This is a genomic window from Scytonema sp. PRP1 (assembly GCF_036697665.2).
Lineage (GTDB): Bacteria > Cyanobacteriota > Cyanobacteriia > Cyanobacteriales > Nostocaceae > Kalymmatonema > Kalymmatonema gypsitolerans.
Window position 1 is genome coordinate 21109 of sequence record NZ_JBAHYJ020000088.1, and the last position, 17916, is coordinate 39024.

Annotated in this window: 16 protein-coding genes; 10 read left to right on the plus strand and 6 right to left on the minus strand. The window is 44.2% G+C overall.

Annotated features, from left to right (window positions below):
* Window positions 1-21: 21 nt before the first annotated feature.
* The 6 genes from V5G28_RS23145 (at window position 22) to V5G28_RS23170 (ending at window position 5365) form a co-directional block, all read left to right on the plus strand.
* Window positions 22-2619 carry an HD family phosphohydrolase gene (locus tag V5G28_RS23145; protein WP_332995350.1) on the plus strand — a complete coding sequence of 866 codons (2598 nt, stop codon included), beginning with the start codon at window positions 22-24 and terminating at the stop codon, window positions 2617-2619.
* Window positions 2620-2641: 22 nt separating this feature from the next.
* Entirely contained in the window at window positions 2642-3496 is an 855-nt protein-coding gene (locus V5G28_RS23150) for an AraC family transcriptional regulator (protein WP_332995352.1), read from the plus strand.
* 107 nt (window positions 3497-3603) lie between these two features.
* Window positions 3604-4197, plus strand: a complete 594-nt coding sequence (locus V5G28_RS23155) for a hypothetical protein (RefSeq protein ID WP_332995354.1) — start codon at window positions 3604-3606, stop codon at window positions 4195-4197.
* A 50-nt stretch (window positions 4198-4247) separates the two neighbouring features.
* On the plus strand, window positions 4248-4832 hold the full coding sequence (locus V5G28_RS23160; RefSeq protein WP_332995356.1) for a TIGR00730 family Rossman fold protein: 585 nt from the start codon (window positions 4248-4250) through the stop codon (window positions 4830-4832).
* A gap of 161 nt (window positions 4833-4993) precedes the next feature.
* Window positions 4994-5155 (plus strand): hypothetical protein, encoded by a 162-nt coding sequence (locus V5G28_RS23165; RefSeq protein ID WP_332995358.1) that lies wholly within the window; start codon window positions 4994-4996, stop codon window positions 5153-5155.
* A 30-nt stretch (window positions 5156-5185) separates the two neighbouring features.
* Window positions 5186-5365 carry a hypothetical protein gene (locus V5G28_RS23170; RefSeq protein WP_332995360.1) on the plus strand — a complete coding sequence of 60 codons (180 nt, stop codon included), beginning with the start codon at window positions 5186-5188 and terminating at the stop codon, window positions 5363-5365.
* Window positions 5366-5424: 59 nt separating this feature from the next.
* Here V5G28_RS23170 and V5G28_RS23175 read toward each other — a convergent pair whose 3' ends face one another.
* Window positions 5425-6663: a DUF445 domain-containing protein gene (locus V5G28_RS23175; RefSeq protein ID WP_332995431.1), complete on the minus strand. Its 1239-nt coding sequence runs from the start codon at window positions 6661-6663 to the stop codon at window positions 5425-5427.
* A gap of 75 nt (window positions 6664-6738) precedes the next feature.
* Window positions 6739-7431, minus strand: a complete 693-nt coding sequence (ubiE, locus tag V5G28_RS23180; protein ID WP_332995362.1) for a bifunctional demethylmenaquinone methyltransferase/2-methoxy-6-polyprenyl-1,4-benzoquinol methylase UbiE — start codon at window positions 7429-7431, stop codon at window positions 6739-6741.
* Window positions 7432-7777: 346 nt separating this feature from the next.
* Between ubiE and V5G28_RS23185 the strand changes: the two genes are divergently transcribed.
* The 4 genes from V5G28_RS23185 (at window position 7778) to V5G28_RS23195 (ending at window position 12495) form a co-directional block, all read left to right on the plus strand.
* Window positions 7778-8857 carry a RuBisCO accumulation factor 1 gene (locus tag V5G28_RS23185; protein WP_332995364.1) on the plus strand — a complete coding sequence of 360 codons (1080 nt, stop codon included), beginning with the start codon at window positions 7778-7780 and terminating at the stop codon, window positions 8855-8857.
* A 458-nt stretch (window positions 8858-9315) separates the two neighbouring features.
* A complete protein-coding gene (locus V5G28_RS36840) occupies window positions 9316-9468 on the plus strand; it encodes a 4-Cys prefix domain-containing protein (protein ID WP_442994284.1) in 153 nt (50 codons plus the stop codon).
* 37 nt (window positions 9469-9505) lie between these two features.
* Window positions 9506-9745 (plus strand): hypothetical protein, encoded by a 240-nt coding sequence (locus tag V5G28_RS23190; protein ID WP_332995366.1) that lies wholly within the window; start codon window positions 9506-9508, stop codon window positions 9743-9745.
* Between the two features lie 611 nt (window positions 9746-10356).
* Window positions 10357-12495: a WD40 repeat domain-containing serine/threonine-protein kinase gene (locus tag V5G28_RS23195; protein ID WP_332995368.1), complete on the plus strand. Its 2139-nt coding sequence runs from the start codon at window positions 10357-10359 to the stop codon at window positions 12493-12495.
* 31 nt (window positions 12496-12526) lie between these two features.
* Here the strand turns inward: V5G28_RS23195 and V5G28_RS23200 are convergent, their stop codons facing one another.
* The 4 genes from V5G28_RS23200 to V5G28_RS23215 all read right to left on the minus strand — a co-directional run bounded on the left by V5G28_RS23200 (window position 12527) and on the right by V5G28_RS23215 (window position 17861).
* Window positions 12527-13864, minus strand: a complete 1338-nt coding sequence (locus V5G28_RS23200; protein WP_332995370.1) for an ABC transporter substrate-binding protein — start codon at window positions 13862-13864, stop codon at window positions 12527-12529.
* A gap of 158 nt (window positions 13865-14022) precedes the next feature.
* Window positions 14023-14217, minus strand: a complete 195-nt coding sequence (locus V5G28_RS23205; protein ID WP_332995372.1) for a hypothetical protein — start codon at window positions 14215-14217, stop codon at window positions 14023-14025.
* Between the two features lie 156 nt (window positions 14218-14373).
* A complete protein-coding gene (locus V5G28_RS23210) occupies window positions 14374-16839 on the minus strand; it encodes an ATP-dependent Clp protease ATP-binding subunit (RefSeq protein WP_336231294.1) in 2466 nt (821 codons plus the stop codon).
* Between the two features lie 467 nt (window positions 16840-17306).
* A complete protein-coding gene (locus V5G28_RS23215) occupies window positions 17307-17861 on the minus strand; it encodes a GNAT family N-acetyltransferase (RefSeq protein ID WP_336231295.1) in 555 nt (184 codons plus the stop codon).
* Between the last annotated feature and the right edge of the window lie 55 nt (window positions 17862-17916).

A 17916-nucleotide genomic window follows, 5' to 3' on the forward strand; every position in this document is an offset into this window, starting at 1 on the left:
AAACAACTGCGGTCATAGGTGATGAAAACGCAGCAATTTTTTCAGTCCTTGACCCAGAAATTGACTTTCTGGCGGCGAGAGTATAAAATGCTACACCGTCAAATGCATTTATTAAAAACAAGTGGGAAAGACGGATACCCAATAGCAAGAGCGTCAAGCTCAATGACACAATCGGTCAAAGATAAAAAAAATGTTATTTATCCAGTAGGTTCGCGCTGGGTGAAAGCAAAGCGTTACCCTGTTGTTTTCGCGATCGCAGTTGTCTTGTTGACAGGGGTGATGGGGCAAAAGTTATATAACCAACCGCAGTTGCAGGTGGGGACTATCGCGCCACAGACGATCAGAGCACCAGCCACTGCGAGAATCGAGAATAAGAAAAAAACAGAGGAAAAGCGCAAAGCCGCAACTCAAAGCTTCCTACCAGTGCTGATGATAGATGCACAAATCAATGCAGAAATTAAGGAAAATTTACAACAGATGCTGCAAGAAGGTAACGAAATTCGTACCTCTGTAGGGTCTTTTCCTTTTTTTGACACTTTCATTCTCTCCGTCTCTACTCAGCGTTACTTGCGTTCCTGTTCCGATGCGGAATGGCAAGCACTTCTGTTAACTGTAGAAAATCCTGATAAGCACAAATCAGGAGTTTTGGCTCAAAAGCAGACAAGTCAAAGAGGACAGATAAAGCGGATAACTCCCTCATCTCCCCATGTTCCCGTCTCAGTTTCTACGTCTAACCCATTCAACACCTTAGACTCAAAATCAAATGATTTGTTCCAAAACATAGACTTTACACAAGCAGTAGCGGAATTAGAAACTTACTACCTCACAACTTCCAAGCAAAACTTGTCTTCACTGAACGCTCAAATTACAAAAGTACGGCAGGGATACAAAGAAGCCAAGACTAAACTGGCAGATCTGGTGAGTGCCAAACCAGAAACAGTATACGATGAAGCTTCCCTACTTAATTTGTCAGATGAGGAGTGGGCGAAAACACAGATGGGAATTCAGCTTTCTTTAGCGCGGATTCTCACCCAAGGTGTTTCACCAGGACTACCGCAAAGCCTCCTACGAAATGCAGTCAACCTACACGTGCAGACTTTAGTCCCAAAAGACGCCGAACCCTTAGCAACCAAACTTTTGTTAGCCGTACTCAAGCCAAATCTTAAAAAAGATGAATTACGAACGCAACTCATAGCTGCAAAGGCTGCTGCTCAGGTAGAACCCGTAATCATCACTGTACACAAAGGTGAGGTGATTGTCCGCCAGGGACAAAAGATTACTGCATGGAACTTTGATGTACTAGAGCATTACCACCTGATTCAGCGCGAAGTTCATTGGCTGGGATTGATACAGTTAGGAGGTGCTGTTACTGGGTGTGTAATTATTTTTGCGCTAGTAGAACGCCGAACTAAGTGTCGATTGCGGCAAAGCGATCGCCTGCTGGTGTTGCTGCTTTCCCTAAGTGTGCCACTGGTACTCATGATGGGTACACCGTATACGACTTGGAGTGCCGTTGGTTTGTTGTTGGGTAGCTTCTACGGACCAACTCTGGGGATGACTGTGATCGCTTTGCTGTCCCTGCTGCTACCTATAAGTTTAGAAATGAGTAAAATTGCGCTTTTGGCTGGTGCAGCAGGGGGAGTTTTGGGGAGTTACATAGCACAACGCTTGCGATCGCGCGAGGAACTCGCACTTTTGAGTGTTGCCATTGCCTTTACAGAAGGTGGTGTTTACCTGATCATCAAGCTCCTGATCAGTGCAGCATTTGGTCTTCCCATATACTACATCCTACTACAAGAAGCCACATTATTTGCTTTATCCGGTTTAGTGTGGAGTATCGTGGCGATGGGGTTGAGTCCTTACCTGGAAAAACTATTTGATTTAGTCACCCCAATTCGGTTAGCAGAACTGGCAAACCCTAACCGCCCCTTATTGAAAAGACTTGCTACTGAAACACCTGGAACCTTTCAGCATACCCTGCTTGTGGCAACTCTTGCCGAAGCAGCTGCCAAACAACTAGGATGCAACGTCGAACTTGTCAGAGCAGGCGCACTATACCACGATATTGGGAAAATGCACGACCCAATGTCATTTATTGAAAATCAAATGGGGCAACCAAATAAACACGATACAGAAATTAAAGACCCTTGGAAGAGTGCGCAAATCATCAAAAAGCACGTCAGTGAAGGGTTGGTGATGGCACGGAGGCACAGTTTGCCTTCCTCAATTCAAGCTTTCATTCCAGAGCATCAGGGAACAATGCAAATTGCCTATTTCTATCACCAAGCACAGCAAATGGCACAAGCAGATCCAAGTATAAAAGTTATGGAGACAGATTTTAGCTACGATGGTCCAATTCCCCAGTCACGAGAAACCGGAATTGTCATGTTGGCAGATACCTGCGAAGCGGCGCTGCGATCGCTTCGAGATGCCACTCCAGAAAAAGCCTTAGCAATGCTGAACAATATCCTTCGTGCTAGATGGCAAGACAATCAACTGGTAGATTCTGGGTTAAAACGAGAGGAAATGACCCAAATTGCTGAAATTTTTGTGCAAGTTTGGCAGCAATTCCATCACAAGCGTATTGCTTACCCAAAGTCAACAGTAAATAATAAGTAGCTTTTTATAGCTGATGCCAGCTATGTCGAATCACGAACCTCCCCAGCACTTACACTTATTAGAAAGCTTTGAGGCAGGATGGGATGGCTTGCACCTGATTTATGAGCTAGAACCCGCTGACGAAATACCTGAAACTCAGTTTGCTCAGCATCTTATTATCATCGCTCTTGATGATTTTCGTGGCAGCTATACGCTGAACGGACGTTGGCAGCATATAGATTATACCAAGGGTGATATTGGCATTTTCCCAGCTAGCCAACCTTTCCCCAAGGCACAGGTTGATCGCGAAGTCCCAATCATCGATTTGTTTGTTGAAAGGGCAACGCTTACCCGTGCTGCTCACGAATGTGTGAATACAGACCAAATCGAACTTGTGCCGCAGTTGAAGTTACGCGACCCGTTGATTTCGCACATGGGTTTGGCACTCTTGGCTGAGCTAGAAGCAGCAGGCGCAGACAGTCGGCTATACGCAGAGTCAATGGCAACAGCGCTCTGTGTGCATTTACTACGGCGGTACTCGTCACGCCAACAGCAGTTAAAGGACTATACTGGGGGATTACCTAAATATAAGCTCAGGCAAGTGGTCAGCTACATCCATGAAAATTTAGACCAAAACTTGACTTTAGCTGAACTAAGTGCTGTAGTGCAGATGAGTCCACATTATTTTGCAAGTTTATTTAAACAATCCACCGGACTGACTCCTCATCAGTATGTGATCAAAAGCCGAATTGAGAAAGCAAAACAGTTGTTGGTTAGGCGAGATTTGACACTTGTAGAAATCTGTCAGGAAGTTGGCTTTGAAAGTCAGAGCCATTTTACAAGAGTCTTTCGCAAACACACTACAACAACACCAAAGGTCTATAGGGATAGGCTTTGAATCTCTTGGAAGATTAGGACATTTTTCCGAAGAATAGGCAAGACAGCGATAGAGGGCGATCGCTAATTTAGTACCTGTTAGCAATTTTCTCCAAGGAGGAGCAAAGTATGGCAGGTGCTAAATCTTTACAAGGATGGAATATCGTTAGTTTTTCAGCAGTAGTCATTGGTGCGATCGTTGCTGTCATCTGGCTTGTTCATGGAATCGATGAGCAAGGGATGCGGATAGCAATTCGAGCAACTGCTCGTAGCTCATGTGTCCTGTTTGTTTGTGCGTTTGTAGCTTCAGCACTTCACAGAATTTGGTTAACTAGATTTACAGCATGGCTATTAAAAAATCGCCGCTACTTAGGAGTGTCGATGGCAGTATCCCATACTTATCATGCGATCGCGATTCTCGGCTTATGGTTTGTAACCTCTGGATCTGCTCTCAAATTTGACCCTTTGGGAACATTAGGCTATATTTTCCTCATTACTATGACTGTGACCTCGTTTAAGCGCCCAGCCGCTTGGATAGGTCAACGTGGCTGGAAGATTTTGCACACTACCGGAATGCACTATTTCTGGCTGGGTTTTACCCTGGAATTTAGTCTAAGGATTTCCCAGTCAATGTTCATCTATTTGCCGCTTTCAATTTTGCTAGTTGTAGCAATGATGCTTCGCGTAGTTACTCCCAAAATGCAGAGAAAGTTAGCCAGTTAGAAACTTAGTGTGCTAGCTTTTTTTAGAGTATCAAGGAGGCTAGCTGAACAGTGAAGTACGTCTGCGTGTTTTGCGGTTCTAGTATGGGTGTACAACCAGCTTACCAACAAGCGGCTCAAGGAATGGGCGAAGCGCTAGCGCGACGGGAGTTGGGTTTGGTGTATGGGGGTGGCAATGTTGGGCTAATGGGTACAATTGCTGATGCCACCCTAGCAGCTGGTGGTGAGGTCATTGGAGTGATTCCAGATTTTATGGTGGCAAAGGAAATTGCTCACACTGGACTGACACAACTTCATATTGTCAACTCGATGCACGAACGTAAAACTATGATGGCGCAACTGTCCGATGCTTTTGTGGCACTTCCTGGAGGCTACGGAACGCTGGAGGAGTTTTGCGAAGTCCTGACTTGGGCACAATTGGGGTTACATCAAAAGCCTTTTGGTCTGCTTAATATCAATGGCTACTATAGCCCACTACTGAAATTTTTTGACCAGGCTGTCACTGAAGAATTTTTACGTCCTATGAATCGCTCTCTGGTATTGGAAGCATCCGAACCAGAAAATTTACTTGATTTATTAGCGAATTATCAACCTCAATACGTTGATAAGTGGATAAGGAAAGAGGTTACGCCCTGATAGATAAACCAACATTGAAAGAATAATTTCATTGTAGGCAAGGATTACATTGTCATTTTGGAACAGTACCAAATATTGCTTTTGAAACGGTTGCAACAACCAGAAGCCGGATATTAAAGCATTCAAGGTGGAGCAAACTTATCAAATGGTAGGATTTTGGAATGTTTGATAACGTCTGTAAATTCCTTGCCGAAACTTTCTCCACCGACTTTGCCACTTGGCTATTAGATCAAGGGTTGATTCAAAGAATATTGCGGCAGGACATTATGAAGGAATCCGTCAGAAACCCCATGCCTAAAGGCAGGGGCTTGAAAAAGCCCTAATCTGACCAGATTAAGTACTTCGCGTACTACGTGATTTATCAAGAAATTAAGGCTGAAGGTCGCGCTGAAGGTCTTCAACAGGGCATTGAAGAGGGTATTAGACGAGTTGCCATGAATTTGCTAAAAAGCGGAATGCCTGTGGAAGAGGTAGTAAAAATGACTGGGTTATCTCTTGAACAGGTACATTCGTTGCAACAACAGACAGAGTGAGCCAGTAAGAAGGCGTATTTGAATTGAATTGCGTACCCTGGAAAAGCTAAGGTACGAGTTTATAAGGATTGACTAAACAACAAAAACGTTACTTGCACCAATCCCACAATAAAGCCTAAAACACCACCTAAATTCACAATTGCCTGCAATTCATTTTTGACAATTCCCTCAATAGCTGCTTCTAAATCAGCAGGTGAAGTTGATTTGACGCGGTCAACAATCACTTGATCAATTGCCAAAATTGGAATTACCTGAGTCACAATTGCTTCTAAGTCTCTTTCCAAATAACGCTCTAAAACAAGAGCCAATTCTTTGCTGACGACTTCCAGCGAACTAGTTACAACGGGTGACGTGCTGAGGCGATTCACCAGCAACATAGCAGTATTCTCCCAGTTAACGGAGCCACTTAATCCTTGGAGTAAATCGCTACCGCGTGTTTGCAGGTAATGACGGACGCTTTCGCGTGTCGTCTTTCGCAATTGCCGTACTGTGCCTATTGGTAAATTTTGTAAAGATAAACTTAGCAGAAATCGCTTGATGCGATCGCGCACCTGCAATTCTTGTATCAATTCCTGCAGGCGTGTATTGGTAGCGTCTTTTTCATCCAAACAATAAGTCCGCAGCCGACTCAAAGTATTGCGTAAGCCTAAGAGATTAGCCACAACCCAATAGGTACCGCTGGTTTTTTCCCGAAAACTTTCGTCAATAGTTTGAATCGTGCGATCCGTCAAAAAGTCAATGGCTGCTTGTCGCAACACATCCGGCGGTATAACGACTTGTAGCAGCCACTCAGCAAGACGACCAGCTTGTTCTTCAGTCAGTTGAAAGTCCAGTAATATTTGATCAAAAATTTGATTGATCTGCGCCTCTAAAAAGTCTTCTCGCCGCGCCAAAACCTTCAGAAGACGTGGCAAGGATTCCCCTAACAAATCCCGCAATATTCCCGCCAAAATCTTGGCAGTTTTCTGCTCTTTATCAGATTTTAATTGGTCAATTGCAAGTCGCAATATCCAGACAATTGCTCCTTGCACGCGTTCGGTTTGCAACAATCGCCGCGCCAATTTTTGCAACTCTTCTGGTGTCAGCAGCGACCCCATGATGGTATCTGAGACATTCTTGGCAAGCCGTTCCTGATTACGGGGAATCAATCCAGGTGTAAAAGGTACTCTTCGTCCACTGATGTAAATTGCGCGGTAGGGACGAAATAACATTTTGATGGCTATATCATTAGTGAAATAGCCAATAACTCCACCCACTATCGGGGGAGACACATAAAGCCAAAGGTGAGACCAATCCACAGTCATTAATTATTAGTTATTAGTCATTAGTTATCAGTTATCAGCGAACGACTTATAACTAATAACAAACAACTACTAAGCTTTCGTTATCACTAACACTCCCATCATACCGTTCGCAATGGGGTAATGTGTTGCTGCTGCAAAACCAACTTGACGAGCTATCTCTCGCTGCTCGTTGCCTGTGGGAAAGCGGTCTAAGCTGGGACTAATGTAGGCGTATTCTTCCTTTAGTCCTAAGTGATTGGCAATTGGAACGACAAGATTGTCCAGATACCACTGCTGAAAGGCGCGGAGTTGGGGATTGCTGGGACGATGAAAGTCCAAAATCGCAGCTTTAGCACCCGCTTTCAGAACGCGGTGTAACTCTTTCAAACTACGCGGAATATCTGTTACATTTCTTAAACCATAGCCCATTGTTGCAGCATCAAATTGATTATCCTCAAAAGGTAAGGAAAGAACGTCAGCTTCCACCCAAGTAATGTGAGGTTGGAGATAGTGAGTTTGACAACGTTTCTTGGCAATTTCTAGTAATTGTGAAGAAAAATCTACTGCATACACCTGTCCGTTTCTTCCTACACGTCGTGCTAACCGGAAAGATAAGTCTCCGCTACCGCAACACAAATCAACACTTGTATCTCCCGGTTTAGCTGCACTCCATTTGACTGTCATTTCCTTCCATACATGGTGTTGTCCTACACTCAGCCAATCATTTAACTGGTCATAAACAGGAGCAATGCGGTTAAAAATAGTGCGAATGTTATCAGTCATTAGTTATGAGTGATTAATTTTTCTTATTTGTCATTTGTGGGAACTCAGCGATCCCCTCTGGGGATTAGGGACAGGGTATTTTTTTACAAGTGTTCATCCGGACTTGATATGACTATCTATTTTGTCGGTTGATAGTAACGAGTGCAAGTGAGCGCGATCGCCTCAGTGAAGAGTGGATCTTGAGCCAGCCAGTTTTCTAGTGTTTTTTTATTGAGGGATAAATCGGCTTCACAATAAAATATTGAAAGCCTATGTGTACTTGAAGAGTCAGGGGCGGGAGGATTCATAATACAATAAGACTTGCTGCATAAGTATTAACCGCCTTCTGAAGCTCTAACCCTGGATTATGACTGACCTACCACCCAATGCTCAAAATTCTGATAATAACGATGTGGCACCAGAGTTGCTGCGAAAGCTTAGACAAAAGCAAGGCACCTGGGTGGAATGGGGAGTTGCTATAGCCCAACTGCAAAAACTCGGTTACGATCCCCAAGCCATTTTTGAGGCAACTGGATTTGAGCAGGTACAACAAAATCAGGTCGTTGTTGGCGCTCAAGTTTACAATTCTATAGAAAAGGCTGGTGCTTCTGTTGCAGTGCGATCGCATTACAGCACGCGCGGAAGTGATGTTTTGTACGAACTGCGGCTGCTCACCCAAGAAGAACGTGCCGGTGCTGCGGAACTGACTTTCCAACACAAAGTTGATGTTGATGAAGCGCGGGAAGTCGCCAAAGCAATCAAAGATTTTTCCCGCTTTCGTACCTTACCCGAGGGGTTTGAAAATCATCCAGGGGACGCAGTTGCCTATCAATGTTGGAAACTAGCCCGCCAAAACTCAGATTTACAAGAACGCTCCCGCCTCATAGCCAAAGGTTTACGTTTTGCTTACTCACAAACAGCAAGGAAACAAATCGAACAGTTACTGACTGATTTTACAGTCGTACCTAAACGTCCTGCCCCTATTTTGCCCTTTTACCGCCTGGAATCAGACGAGGAATTGCCCCGGCTTGTACCAGTGGTGGGTGCGTTGCCATTGACACCAAAAGACCTGGAAGCAGTACCCCTGATAGAAGAGATAGAACCATTTCGCATGGTGAAATTTGCCGGAGAGCAAGCTTGGGTTCCGTTACCAGGTTGGCAGGTTTTGTTGAATGCCGAAGATCCAGTGGTGATTTTGTGCAAGAGCGATCGCCTTCCCAACCAAACACAAAATCTATCACAACCTGTGTTAGTTGTTATAAATCGGCAACAGCGAGAATGGGATGCTAATAGTTACTTTGTAGTTGATAACTCTGGGGAATTAGATTTTCAATGGTTTGAAACCGCACCGGAAATTCCGCTACTTGGGCGAATCATTGTGATTGTGCGACCGAAAAAGATTTTGGATGAAAATGTAACCAAGGATGTTTGGCAAATCGATGAATAATTATTGCCGATTAATAAAGGCAATTTTGCAGACCCAATTCTAACGTACTGAGTGAGCAACTGTAGTTCTGATGACTTTGTAGGCTAGTCAACCTCATAACAAGCTGATCTAGGTAACTGTTACAAGTGCAGCTAATGGAGATAGGGGATTTCCGTTAGCATTAGAATTAAGGTTTTGATAAAAAATTGCCGCAATGGTATCTACTCAAGAGCCGTTTGCTGAAACGGCAACAAACAGGGATTTATACCAATTCCCTTTATCTTGCCACAAAATAGATCCCCGCAAGCCCTCTTTGTAAAGAGAGCTTGCGGGGATTATATGTCACAAAATTTGACAAAACAGTATTACAGCGGTTGTACAAAAACCTTGCTGCTGATAGTTCTCGCTTAGCAGCATACACAACATCATGATAAACAGAAGTCGAAATATCTCACCTACGGGGATTTCTCTGTAGAAGTATGCTCTATTGCTTAAACCCCAAGTGTTCACAGCGTCAAAACTCTGACACTGCTACCAAGTGCGAAGCCTGCAATACACCCTTGTTCATTAGTTTTAGAATTAGTTGCCCAAGGAAAAGCTGCTGCTGGTGCTCTCTCTTTAGCAGAATATAATCTCTACAGCCCAAGCTTAAGCAATACACAGTTTCGCGTGTTTTATGTTGACCGTCACAACGTTCCACCTGATGTAGTTTTGATTGCACCTAACATAGAGCCAAATCGCCAAGAGCAAATCCGCAAAATTATGAGTGCAGCTCCATTAAGTATAGTTCGAGAAATAGGCTATGTCCCCAATGTGCTGGTCCCAAATTATGATTACATGATTTCTGTGGTGCGTCGGGTGAGGTCAATTGATTCTAATGTTCGTCAAAAGCCTGCTCGCTTGTTTTGAGATGCATTTTCATGCTCTTAGTTTAATTTGCTTATTTTCTGTCATGAAATGGTATGTGGGGACCTAATGACGTTGGGTTTATAGTATTTGTGTTTCCCACACCTTTAGAATACTTTCTTTGTAAAGACTTGACGGCGCACCTTTGGCGCATTTTTGGCTCAGTTCCAAATTCAGTATCTTTTTTAGAAAAAAGAATGATATCCGAAATGGCAAGTTATCACGAGCTAACTTCGCTCTCAGAATTGTTGGATAATATTTCTTAAACAGTAACAAAATCAAAAATAATCAAGGCTCTAGAATCTCTCGGATGGCGATCTCTAATCGAGAAGGCTGCGCCTAGGCTTATTGAAAAAATAACAGAACCAAGTGAAATATTTTTTACTCTACAGCTTGTCGTAACCAAGTATGTTAAAACAATTTATCCAGAAGGTATGTAATGCAATCCAAAGGCACAGTACTTAGTACAGCTTTGGATAAGTTCGTAACTTTTTTAAACGCACCAGGTAGCTAAGGTAGCGCAAAGGGACGCAGAGTCTTGCCAAATTTAATCCGCTACGAATTAATGAAATGTTGTACTTAGCCCGTCTCTCAATTTTTAAGTTGCTATCATTATGAGCTACTGCATCAACCCGGACTGCCATCGCCAAAACCCTGACGATTTTAACTGTTGCCCAGCCTGCGGCACTTCGATGCTCCTTAAGAATCGGTATCGGCTAGTTCGACCTTTGCGCGATCTGCATAGATCATTTTATATAGAAGTCTTTGAGATAGATGACCTGGGAACGCCGAAAGTTCTGAAGATTCTGAAAAATGACGATGACACTTTGCTCCGCCTATTTAGGCGAGAAGCCGATGTCTTGATTTCGTTGAGACATCAGGGAATTCCCCAAGTAGAGTCAGGAGGATATTTCTCGATTTCACTTTCAAGTAACCAACGGCAATTGCACTGCTTGGTGATGGAGAGAATTGAAGGGCAGGATCTAGAGAAGTTTTTGCGGGAGCATGGATCAATCTCTGAAGAGCTAGCACTCGATTGGCTCAGACAGCTAGCAAAAATTTTGCATGAGGTACACCAAAAAGGGCTTTTCCATCGGGATATTAAGCCGTCCAACATAATGCGGAAACCCGATGGGCAACTTGTATTAATTGACTTTGGCGCAGCCAGGTGGGTTACGGACACGGTAGTTAGGGGAGGACAAGATATCACCCATGTGTTTACATACGGATATGCAGCACCAGAGCAACGTCAGCGCAGAGCCGTTCCGCAATCCGATTTTTTTGCTTTAGGACGCACATTTGTCCATCTACTGACTGGTAAGTATCCTGATGACTTTTCTCAAAATCCCCAAACAAACCAGCTGATTTGGCGAAAAAATGCGCCCCAGATTTCAGATCCGTTGGCAAATTTTATAGATGAATTAATGGCTCCATTCCTGGAAAATCGACCTCAAAATACGCAAGGAATCTTGCAACACCTAGATTATATTGAACGCTCGCTGGAACATACAGACATCACTCAACTTGATCCATTTCCCCAACCTCATCCCCAAAACGGGAGAGTTTCAACACAAATACAGGAAGAACAATCAACTGTTTCGCCTCCACTCCCGCCCCGTCCTCGGTTTCCTCGCTTGTTAAATCGGTGGGGCATTATCTTTGGGCTTCCGATAATTTTATTAGTGGGTGTGTGCATAGGGTTGATAATTGTTCAGCCGTCCCCCCTACCTCCGCAAGTTTGTAATTCACCAGCCTTAGATGTAAGTGAGATGGCTTTCAGCCCTAATGGCAAGTATTTAGCGACAGCAAGTTTGGACAATACAGTACGAGTGTTCGATGCAACACAACTGTTAAAGGCAATCGGCGACAAAAAGCCAGTTGCTTGCAAGTTACATAAAGATGGCGTGGTAGCTCTCAAATTCAGCCCACCAGATAGCACAAAAAATATAAAAATAGCCACGGCAAGTTTGGATGGCAACGTAGGCTTGTGGAATATGAATATCGACGGTAGCATCAGCATTTTAAAAACTTTGGAGCACAACCAAAGCCCCGTAGTTGCCCTCGCTTTCAGCCCCAAGGGCAACTATCTTGCCACAGGCACTTCTGGCGGTACTGTACGAGTGTGGGATACGAACACACTTCAAGAAATTAAGCTTAAACCATACGGTGAATACGTAAAAGCTGTTAGCTTCAGCTTGGATGAAAAGTATCTAGCTATTGTCGGATTGAACAACAAAGCACAGGTGTGGGAGTGGCAAGCCGAAAAAGCTACGCCACTGAATGATGTAGTAGCCGTTGCCTTCAGCCCAAAGGATGGCAACTATCTAGCTACAGCTGATGCTAAAGGCAATGCACAAGTCAGAGACATAACTACCTTCAACATTGTCAACACTGTAAATCTCAAAACTTACCCAACAGCTATCAGCTTTAGTCCAGAAGGAAAACATCTGGTTCTAATTGGTTTGGACAAGAAAGCAAAGTTGTGGGAGTGGGAAAATAACGACACAACTATACCCCTAGAACGTGATTCAAAGGATGAGGTAGTAGCAATTGCCTTCAGTCCAAAGGATGGGAAGTATCTAGCCACAGCCAGTGCTAATGGCACTGTAACAGTCTGGAACAACAACGGTACTAAGTTTACAGACTTGCCAAACAACAACAATAGTTTAGTGGCGCTTGCCTTCAGTCCAACGGACGAGAAGCAGTTGGCTGTGGCTGGTGCCGACGGCAGCTTACAGATAAAAAAATGGTGAGTCACACAAAAATAATAATCGACTGGTCGTTTTATATTTGGCAGTTATATTTTCCACTATCTAGTAGGTTCTGGGTTTCCTTCGCTGCGGCATCCATTGCCTGTTTATAACCATTATTGTCAGGATTGAGAGCCTCACTAAGATATTTTTGTAAAATACAGGATGCCTGTGCGTACTGAGGAATGCGTGGGCGTGCAACCGAGTTTTCAACAACTTTCAGCAGTTCTGGATAGTGACTGTATTTAGCAACAATCTTTGGCTCAAAAAACAGGTTTCGACGGCTTGGAACAGAGGCATATGCCAGGGTAAACTTCTGCTGAGATGCGGCACTCGTGAAGAACTTAATCGCTTGCAAGGCTTCTTTCTTATGTTTTGTATTTTTGGCAATTCCAAAGCCCCAGCCGCCTTTGGATGCAACACTGCGCTTTCCTTCTGCGTAAACCATAGGTTTAATAGCAATTTTGCCACGAAAAGAAGGTTCTGAGCCATTAACATCGAGCCAGACATTAGGCCAATTACGCATAAAAACGGCTTGCCTATCCCTGAAAAGGCTGCGGGTATATTGTTCGTCGTAAGTTGTAATATCTTTAGGAGAAATACCCAACTTAATGGTGTCGCGTAAAAACTCAACTGCCTGTATCGCTTCTGGTTGGTTAAGTCCTACTTTTTTATTGTTAATCCAGAAGCCACCGTAACCGTAAAGCACCTCAACAAACACCGCCGCCAGTCCTTCATCAGGCTTACTCTGCCAGAGATAACCATATTGAACTTTTTCTGGTAGCTGTTGTTTTACTTTTTGAGAAATTCGGAGCAAATCATTAAATGTTTCTGGTCGCTTCTGTTTTACCTCATTTAGCCAATCTTGACGGTAGAAAAGCACACCTACATCGGCACGGAAGGGAATGCGATATAACTTGTCTTCATACCTTCCACTGTCAACCTCACTACGTATAAACCCCCTCAATTCTTCCTGCGGAAACTCTTGAGTAAGATCCATCACCCATTCTTTGTGTGCAAACTCAGGAACCCAGATAATATCCATGTAAATTAAATCATATGACGCTGATTTGCTTTTAAAGTCGGAAATGTAGGTTTTTTTTAGATCGTTGGTGAGATTTGGATTTTGTTGAAAATTATTACTAAAATTTGCCAGGTCAATACGAATATTTTGGTTGTTAGTCTGCTGGAATTGCTCGATCAGCGGTTTCCAATATTGAGCTTCACGCTCAGGCACGACAAAAGATAGAGTAACAATTGACTGATTAGTACAAGCAGAAAGCAATTTAATACATAAAAGTAAGGCAAAAATTAGCCCTAAGATTTGTAAAAACCTAAGTCGCTGTAGGAATTTTTGCAATTTACGTTTCATAAAGGTTGTAGCGCTTAATGCCCAAAAAAAGCTCTGAATTCGTTCATATCTTGATTAGAGTGTTCAACAGTGGATGCGATCGCTGGCTGCAAGAAAATGCAAAATAACTTTAGCTGATTTAACAATCGATTCAGACTCAGCTAATATCTTTACTTTTGTCACAAATCTGCGATTAGCCTTGCTTTTCTCAGAAAGAATTGCAGCACAGTCTCTTCTTTGGAAATAATATCGGCTCTACCTTCCGTTGCAGCCTGTACAATCCGCAATTCACCAGCAGGACGGATGTGAGCCTGTGCTTTGACGGTGACTTTGTATTTTGTTACAGAGGCAACGGTGATCGCTAATTGAAACAACTAGAGAACAGAGTAAAGTGCTTTACACACTGCAACCCGTTGTGATGAAGTACGTTAGAAGAGCGTATTCACAAGGTTTATAAAACAAAAAATGGTAGAGCATACAACTGCTCTACCATTTATTAAAAGAGTGAAGAGTAAAGAAATTTCTTCTTTCTATTCAACGACAGGGGTTAACAATTCCCGGCGCTGTTCAGCTCTGACAACCACATTACCAGTGTCATCGACATCAACTATGGCTGTATCACCATCCTTGATGCGACCAGATAGAATCTCTTCCGCGAGGCTATCTTCTAACAAGCGCATAATTGCCCGACGTAATGGTCTTGCGCCGTAGCTGGGGCTGTAACCTTCTTGGATGAGGCGGTCTTTAAATTTATCGGTAACTTCCAGTGCGATGCCTTTTTCTGTGAGGCGACCAAACACTTCCTTGAGCATGATGTCGGAGATTTCGGAGACCTCTTCCTTGCTCAATTGACGGAAGACGATGATTTCATCCAAACGGTTGAGGAACTCAGGACGGAAGTACTGCTTGAGTTCTTCGTTGACCAGAGATTTAATCCGGTTGTACTGTGCTTCTGTTTGGTCTTCAGCAACATCGAAGCCGAAACCGCTACCACTCTTCTCAATCACCTTAGAACCGATATTAGATGTTAAAATCAGCAAGGTATTCTTGAAGTCTACGGTGCGGCCTTTAGCATCGGTTAAGCGACCGTCTTCCAAAATTTGCAGCAGCATATTGAAGACGTCGGGGTGTGCTTTTTCGATTTCGTCGAACAGCACTACCGTGTAAGGACGACGCCGCACGGCTTCGGTCAGTTGACCGCCTTCGTTATATCCGACATAACCAGGAGGCGAACCAATCAGCTTGCTGACGGTATGGCGCTCCATGTATTCCGACATATCTAGGCGAATCATCGCTTCTTCGGAACCGAAGAAGTAAGAAGCCAAAGATTTTGCCAATTCGGTTTTCCCCACACCTGTCGGACCGGAGAAAACAAAGCTAGCAATCGGTCGATTGGGATTCTTCAAACCGACACGAGCGCGACGAATTGCCCGCGAAACTGCTTTCACAGCATCTTCTTGACCAATCAAGCGCTGATGGAGGGTGTCTTCCATGTGCAGCAGCTTCTCGGATTCAGATTCGGTGAGTTTGTTCACCGGAACTCCAGTCCAGGAAGCGACAATGTGAGCAATGTCTTCTTCCGTTACAACAGGTTCGTCACCTTCAGTGCGGGTAGAATTCGTCTTGCTTTGAGCAATGGCGCGAATTTCGGCTTTGATTTCCATTTCGCGATCGCGCAATTCGCCAGCTCGGTCGAAGTCTTGAGCGCGGACTGCATCGTCTTTTTCTTTCAAAATCTGACGCAGTTCTTTGTCCAACTCTTTCGCTGCCGGGGGCAGTTGGGAGTTAATCAAGCGAACCCGGCTTCCTGCTTCGTCAATCAAGTCGATTGCCTTATCTGGGAGATAACGATCGCTGATATAGCGGTCAGACAACTTCGCCGCTGCAACCAAAGCTTCATCGGAGATTTTCAGCTTGTGGTGCTGTTCGTAGCGATCGCGTAGACCATAGAGAATCTCTATCGTCTCATCTACTGATGGTTCACCCACCATGACTGGCTGGAAGCGACGCTCAAGGGCTGCATCCCGCTCGATGTGCTTGCGGTATTCATCTAGAGTTGTGGCTCCGATACACTGCAATTCACCTCGCGCCAAGGCGGGTTTGAGGATATTTGCTGCATCGATTGCGCCTTCTGCCGCACCTGCGCCAATTAAGGTGTGAACCTCGTCAATCACGAGAACGACATTGCCCGCCTGACGAATTTCATCCATGATTTTCTTCAGGCGTTCTTCAAATTCACCCCGGTACTTGGTTCCTGCAACAAGTAGACCGATATCCAGAGTCACCACACGCTTGTCTTCTAGGATGTCAGGGACATCTTTGTTGGCAATGCGTTGTGCTAAACCTTCGGCGATCGCGGTTTTACCTACCCCTGGTTCCCCAATCAGCACGGGATTATTTTTTGTCCGGCGACCCAAAATCTGGATCACGCGTTCAATTTCTTTGGCACGTCCCACCACTGGATCGAGCTTGCCGTCAGCTGCCATTTGGGTCAGATTTGAGCCAAACTCGTCCAATGTTGGGGTTTTGTTCCCGCGTGGTTGACCACCACCAGTTACCTCAGCTGTTTCGCCCAGCATTCGGATCACTTGGGTTCTTACTTTAGATAGATCTACCCCTAGGTTTTCTAGCACTCTGGCTGCTACACCTTCCCCTTCTCGGATTAAGCCCAACAGCAGATGCTCGGTGCCAATATAGTTATGGCCTAATTGGCGCGCTTCTTCCAAGGATAGTTCTAGAACCCGCTTTGCCCGTGGGGTAAACGGAATTTCCACAGCGACAAAGCCTGAGCCTCGACCTATGATTTCTACCTCAATCCGAGCGTCTTTGAGATTGACGCCCATGGATTTCAGTACCTTAGCCGCCACTCCGGTACCTTCTCCAATCAGACCCAAGAGGATCTGCTCGGTACCCACGAAATTATGCCCAAGACGGCGAGCTTCTTCCTGGGCTAGCATTATTACCTTTATGGCTTTTTCTGTGAAGCGTTCAAACATATGGCATTCGTCCCATCACCTGCGTCGTGCCGGTACGCTGATTTTAGCACAGGCTAAGCGGACGGATGCTTGTATAAAGAAATAGACATCCGACATCACTCACCCAGCTTTATGGGGCGATTGCTAATTTTTCATGATTTTTATTTAATTTTCTTTACTTTTGGCGGAGTGTGCTGAGGAGCGTAACTTTGTTTACCTTTTTTAGGGTTGACCACGAACAATTGATGGTTGGATTGAAAAGTTTTTATTCAATCCCAAATAAACACTAATACCAGAGTTGAGTATTCGTGTCAAGAAGCATTTAAACTTTATGATAATTTCTTATATAACGAAAAACACCAAATTATAGGAGTGTAAGCGCAAAGCGCTTCCTGAGGGTAGGGTCTGCGCCTCCACATATGTATTGCATCCTATCGAAAATGACTATAAAGAAAATAATAAATTCAATAAAAAAAGCTAATCAAATGCTAAGGATCAATGACTAATGACCAAGACGCTTTTGTTAAGCGATCGCTAATTATGGTAAACCAGTTATCTAAAGTTTGTTGAAATTCCGGCTGTTGCAAGTCTGGTAGCCAAAGTATCAGCGCGTCCTCGTCATTATCTTTGTAGTAGCGCGGTCGCCGCCCAGCGGTTTTGAAGCCAAATTTTTGATATAAAGAAATTGCCGCCGAGTTGGAAGCTCGGACTTCGAGAGTCGCTCGCTCAAGCCGCGATCGCAAGCAGTTTTTAGCACAGAGTACAGTAAAGCCTGTCCGAAGCCTTGATGGTGGTACTTGGGGATCAACTGCCAAGATTGTGATGTGTGCTTCATCTAAAATTGACCAAAAGCAACATATTCCCAGTAGTCTGTTGACACAAACAGAGGAAAACAAACCGAGTAAGTCACTGTTAGGGCTATCTAACTCTCGTTGGTAGCCATCCATTGTCCACAAACCACCAAAACAGGCTTGATCAAGTTCCAGCATTGCACTCAAATCTGCTGGAGTTAGATGTCTAATTTCTAATGCTAATTTGCTCACACTTGTTCGTAATGGTACAAGCCCTTTGTAAACTGGGAATCGGAGGACTTACTCA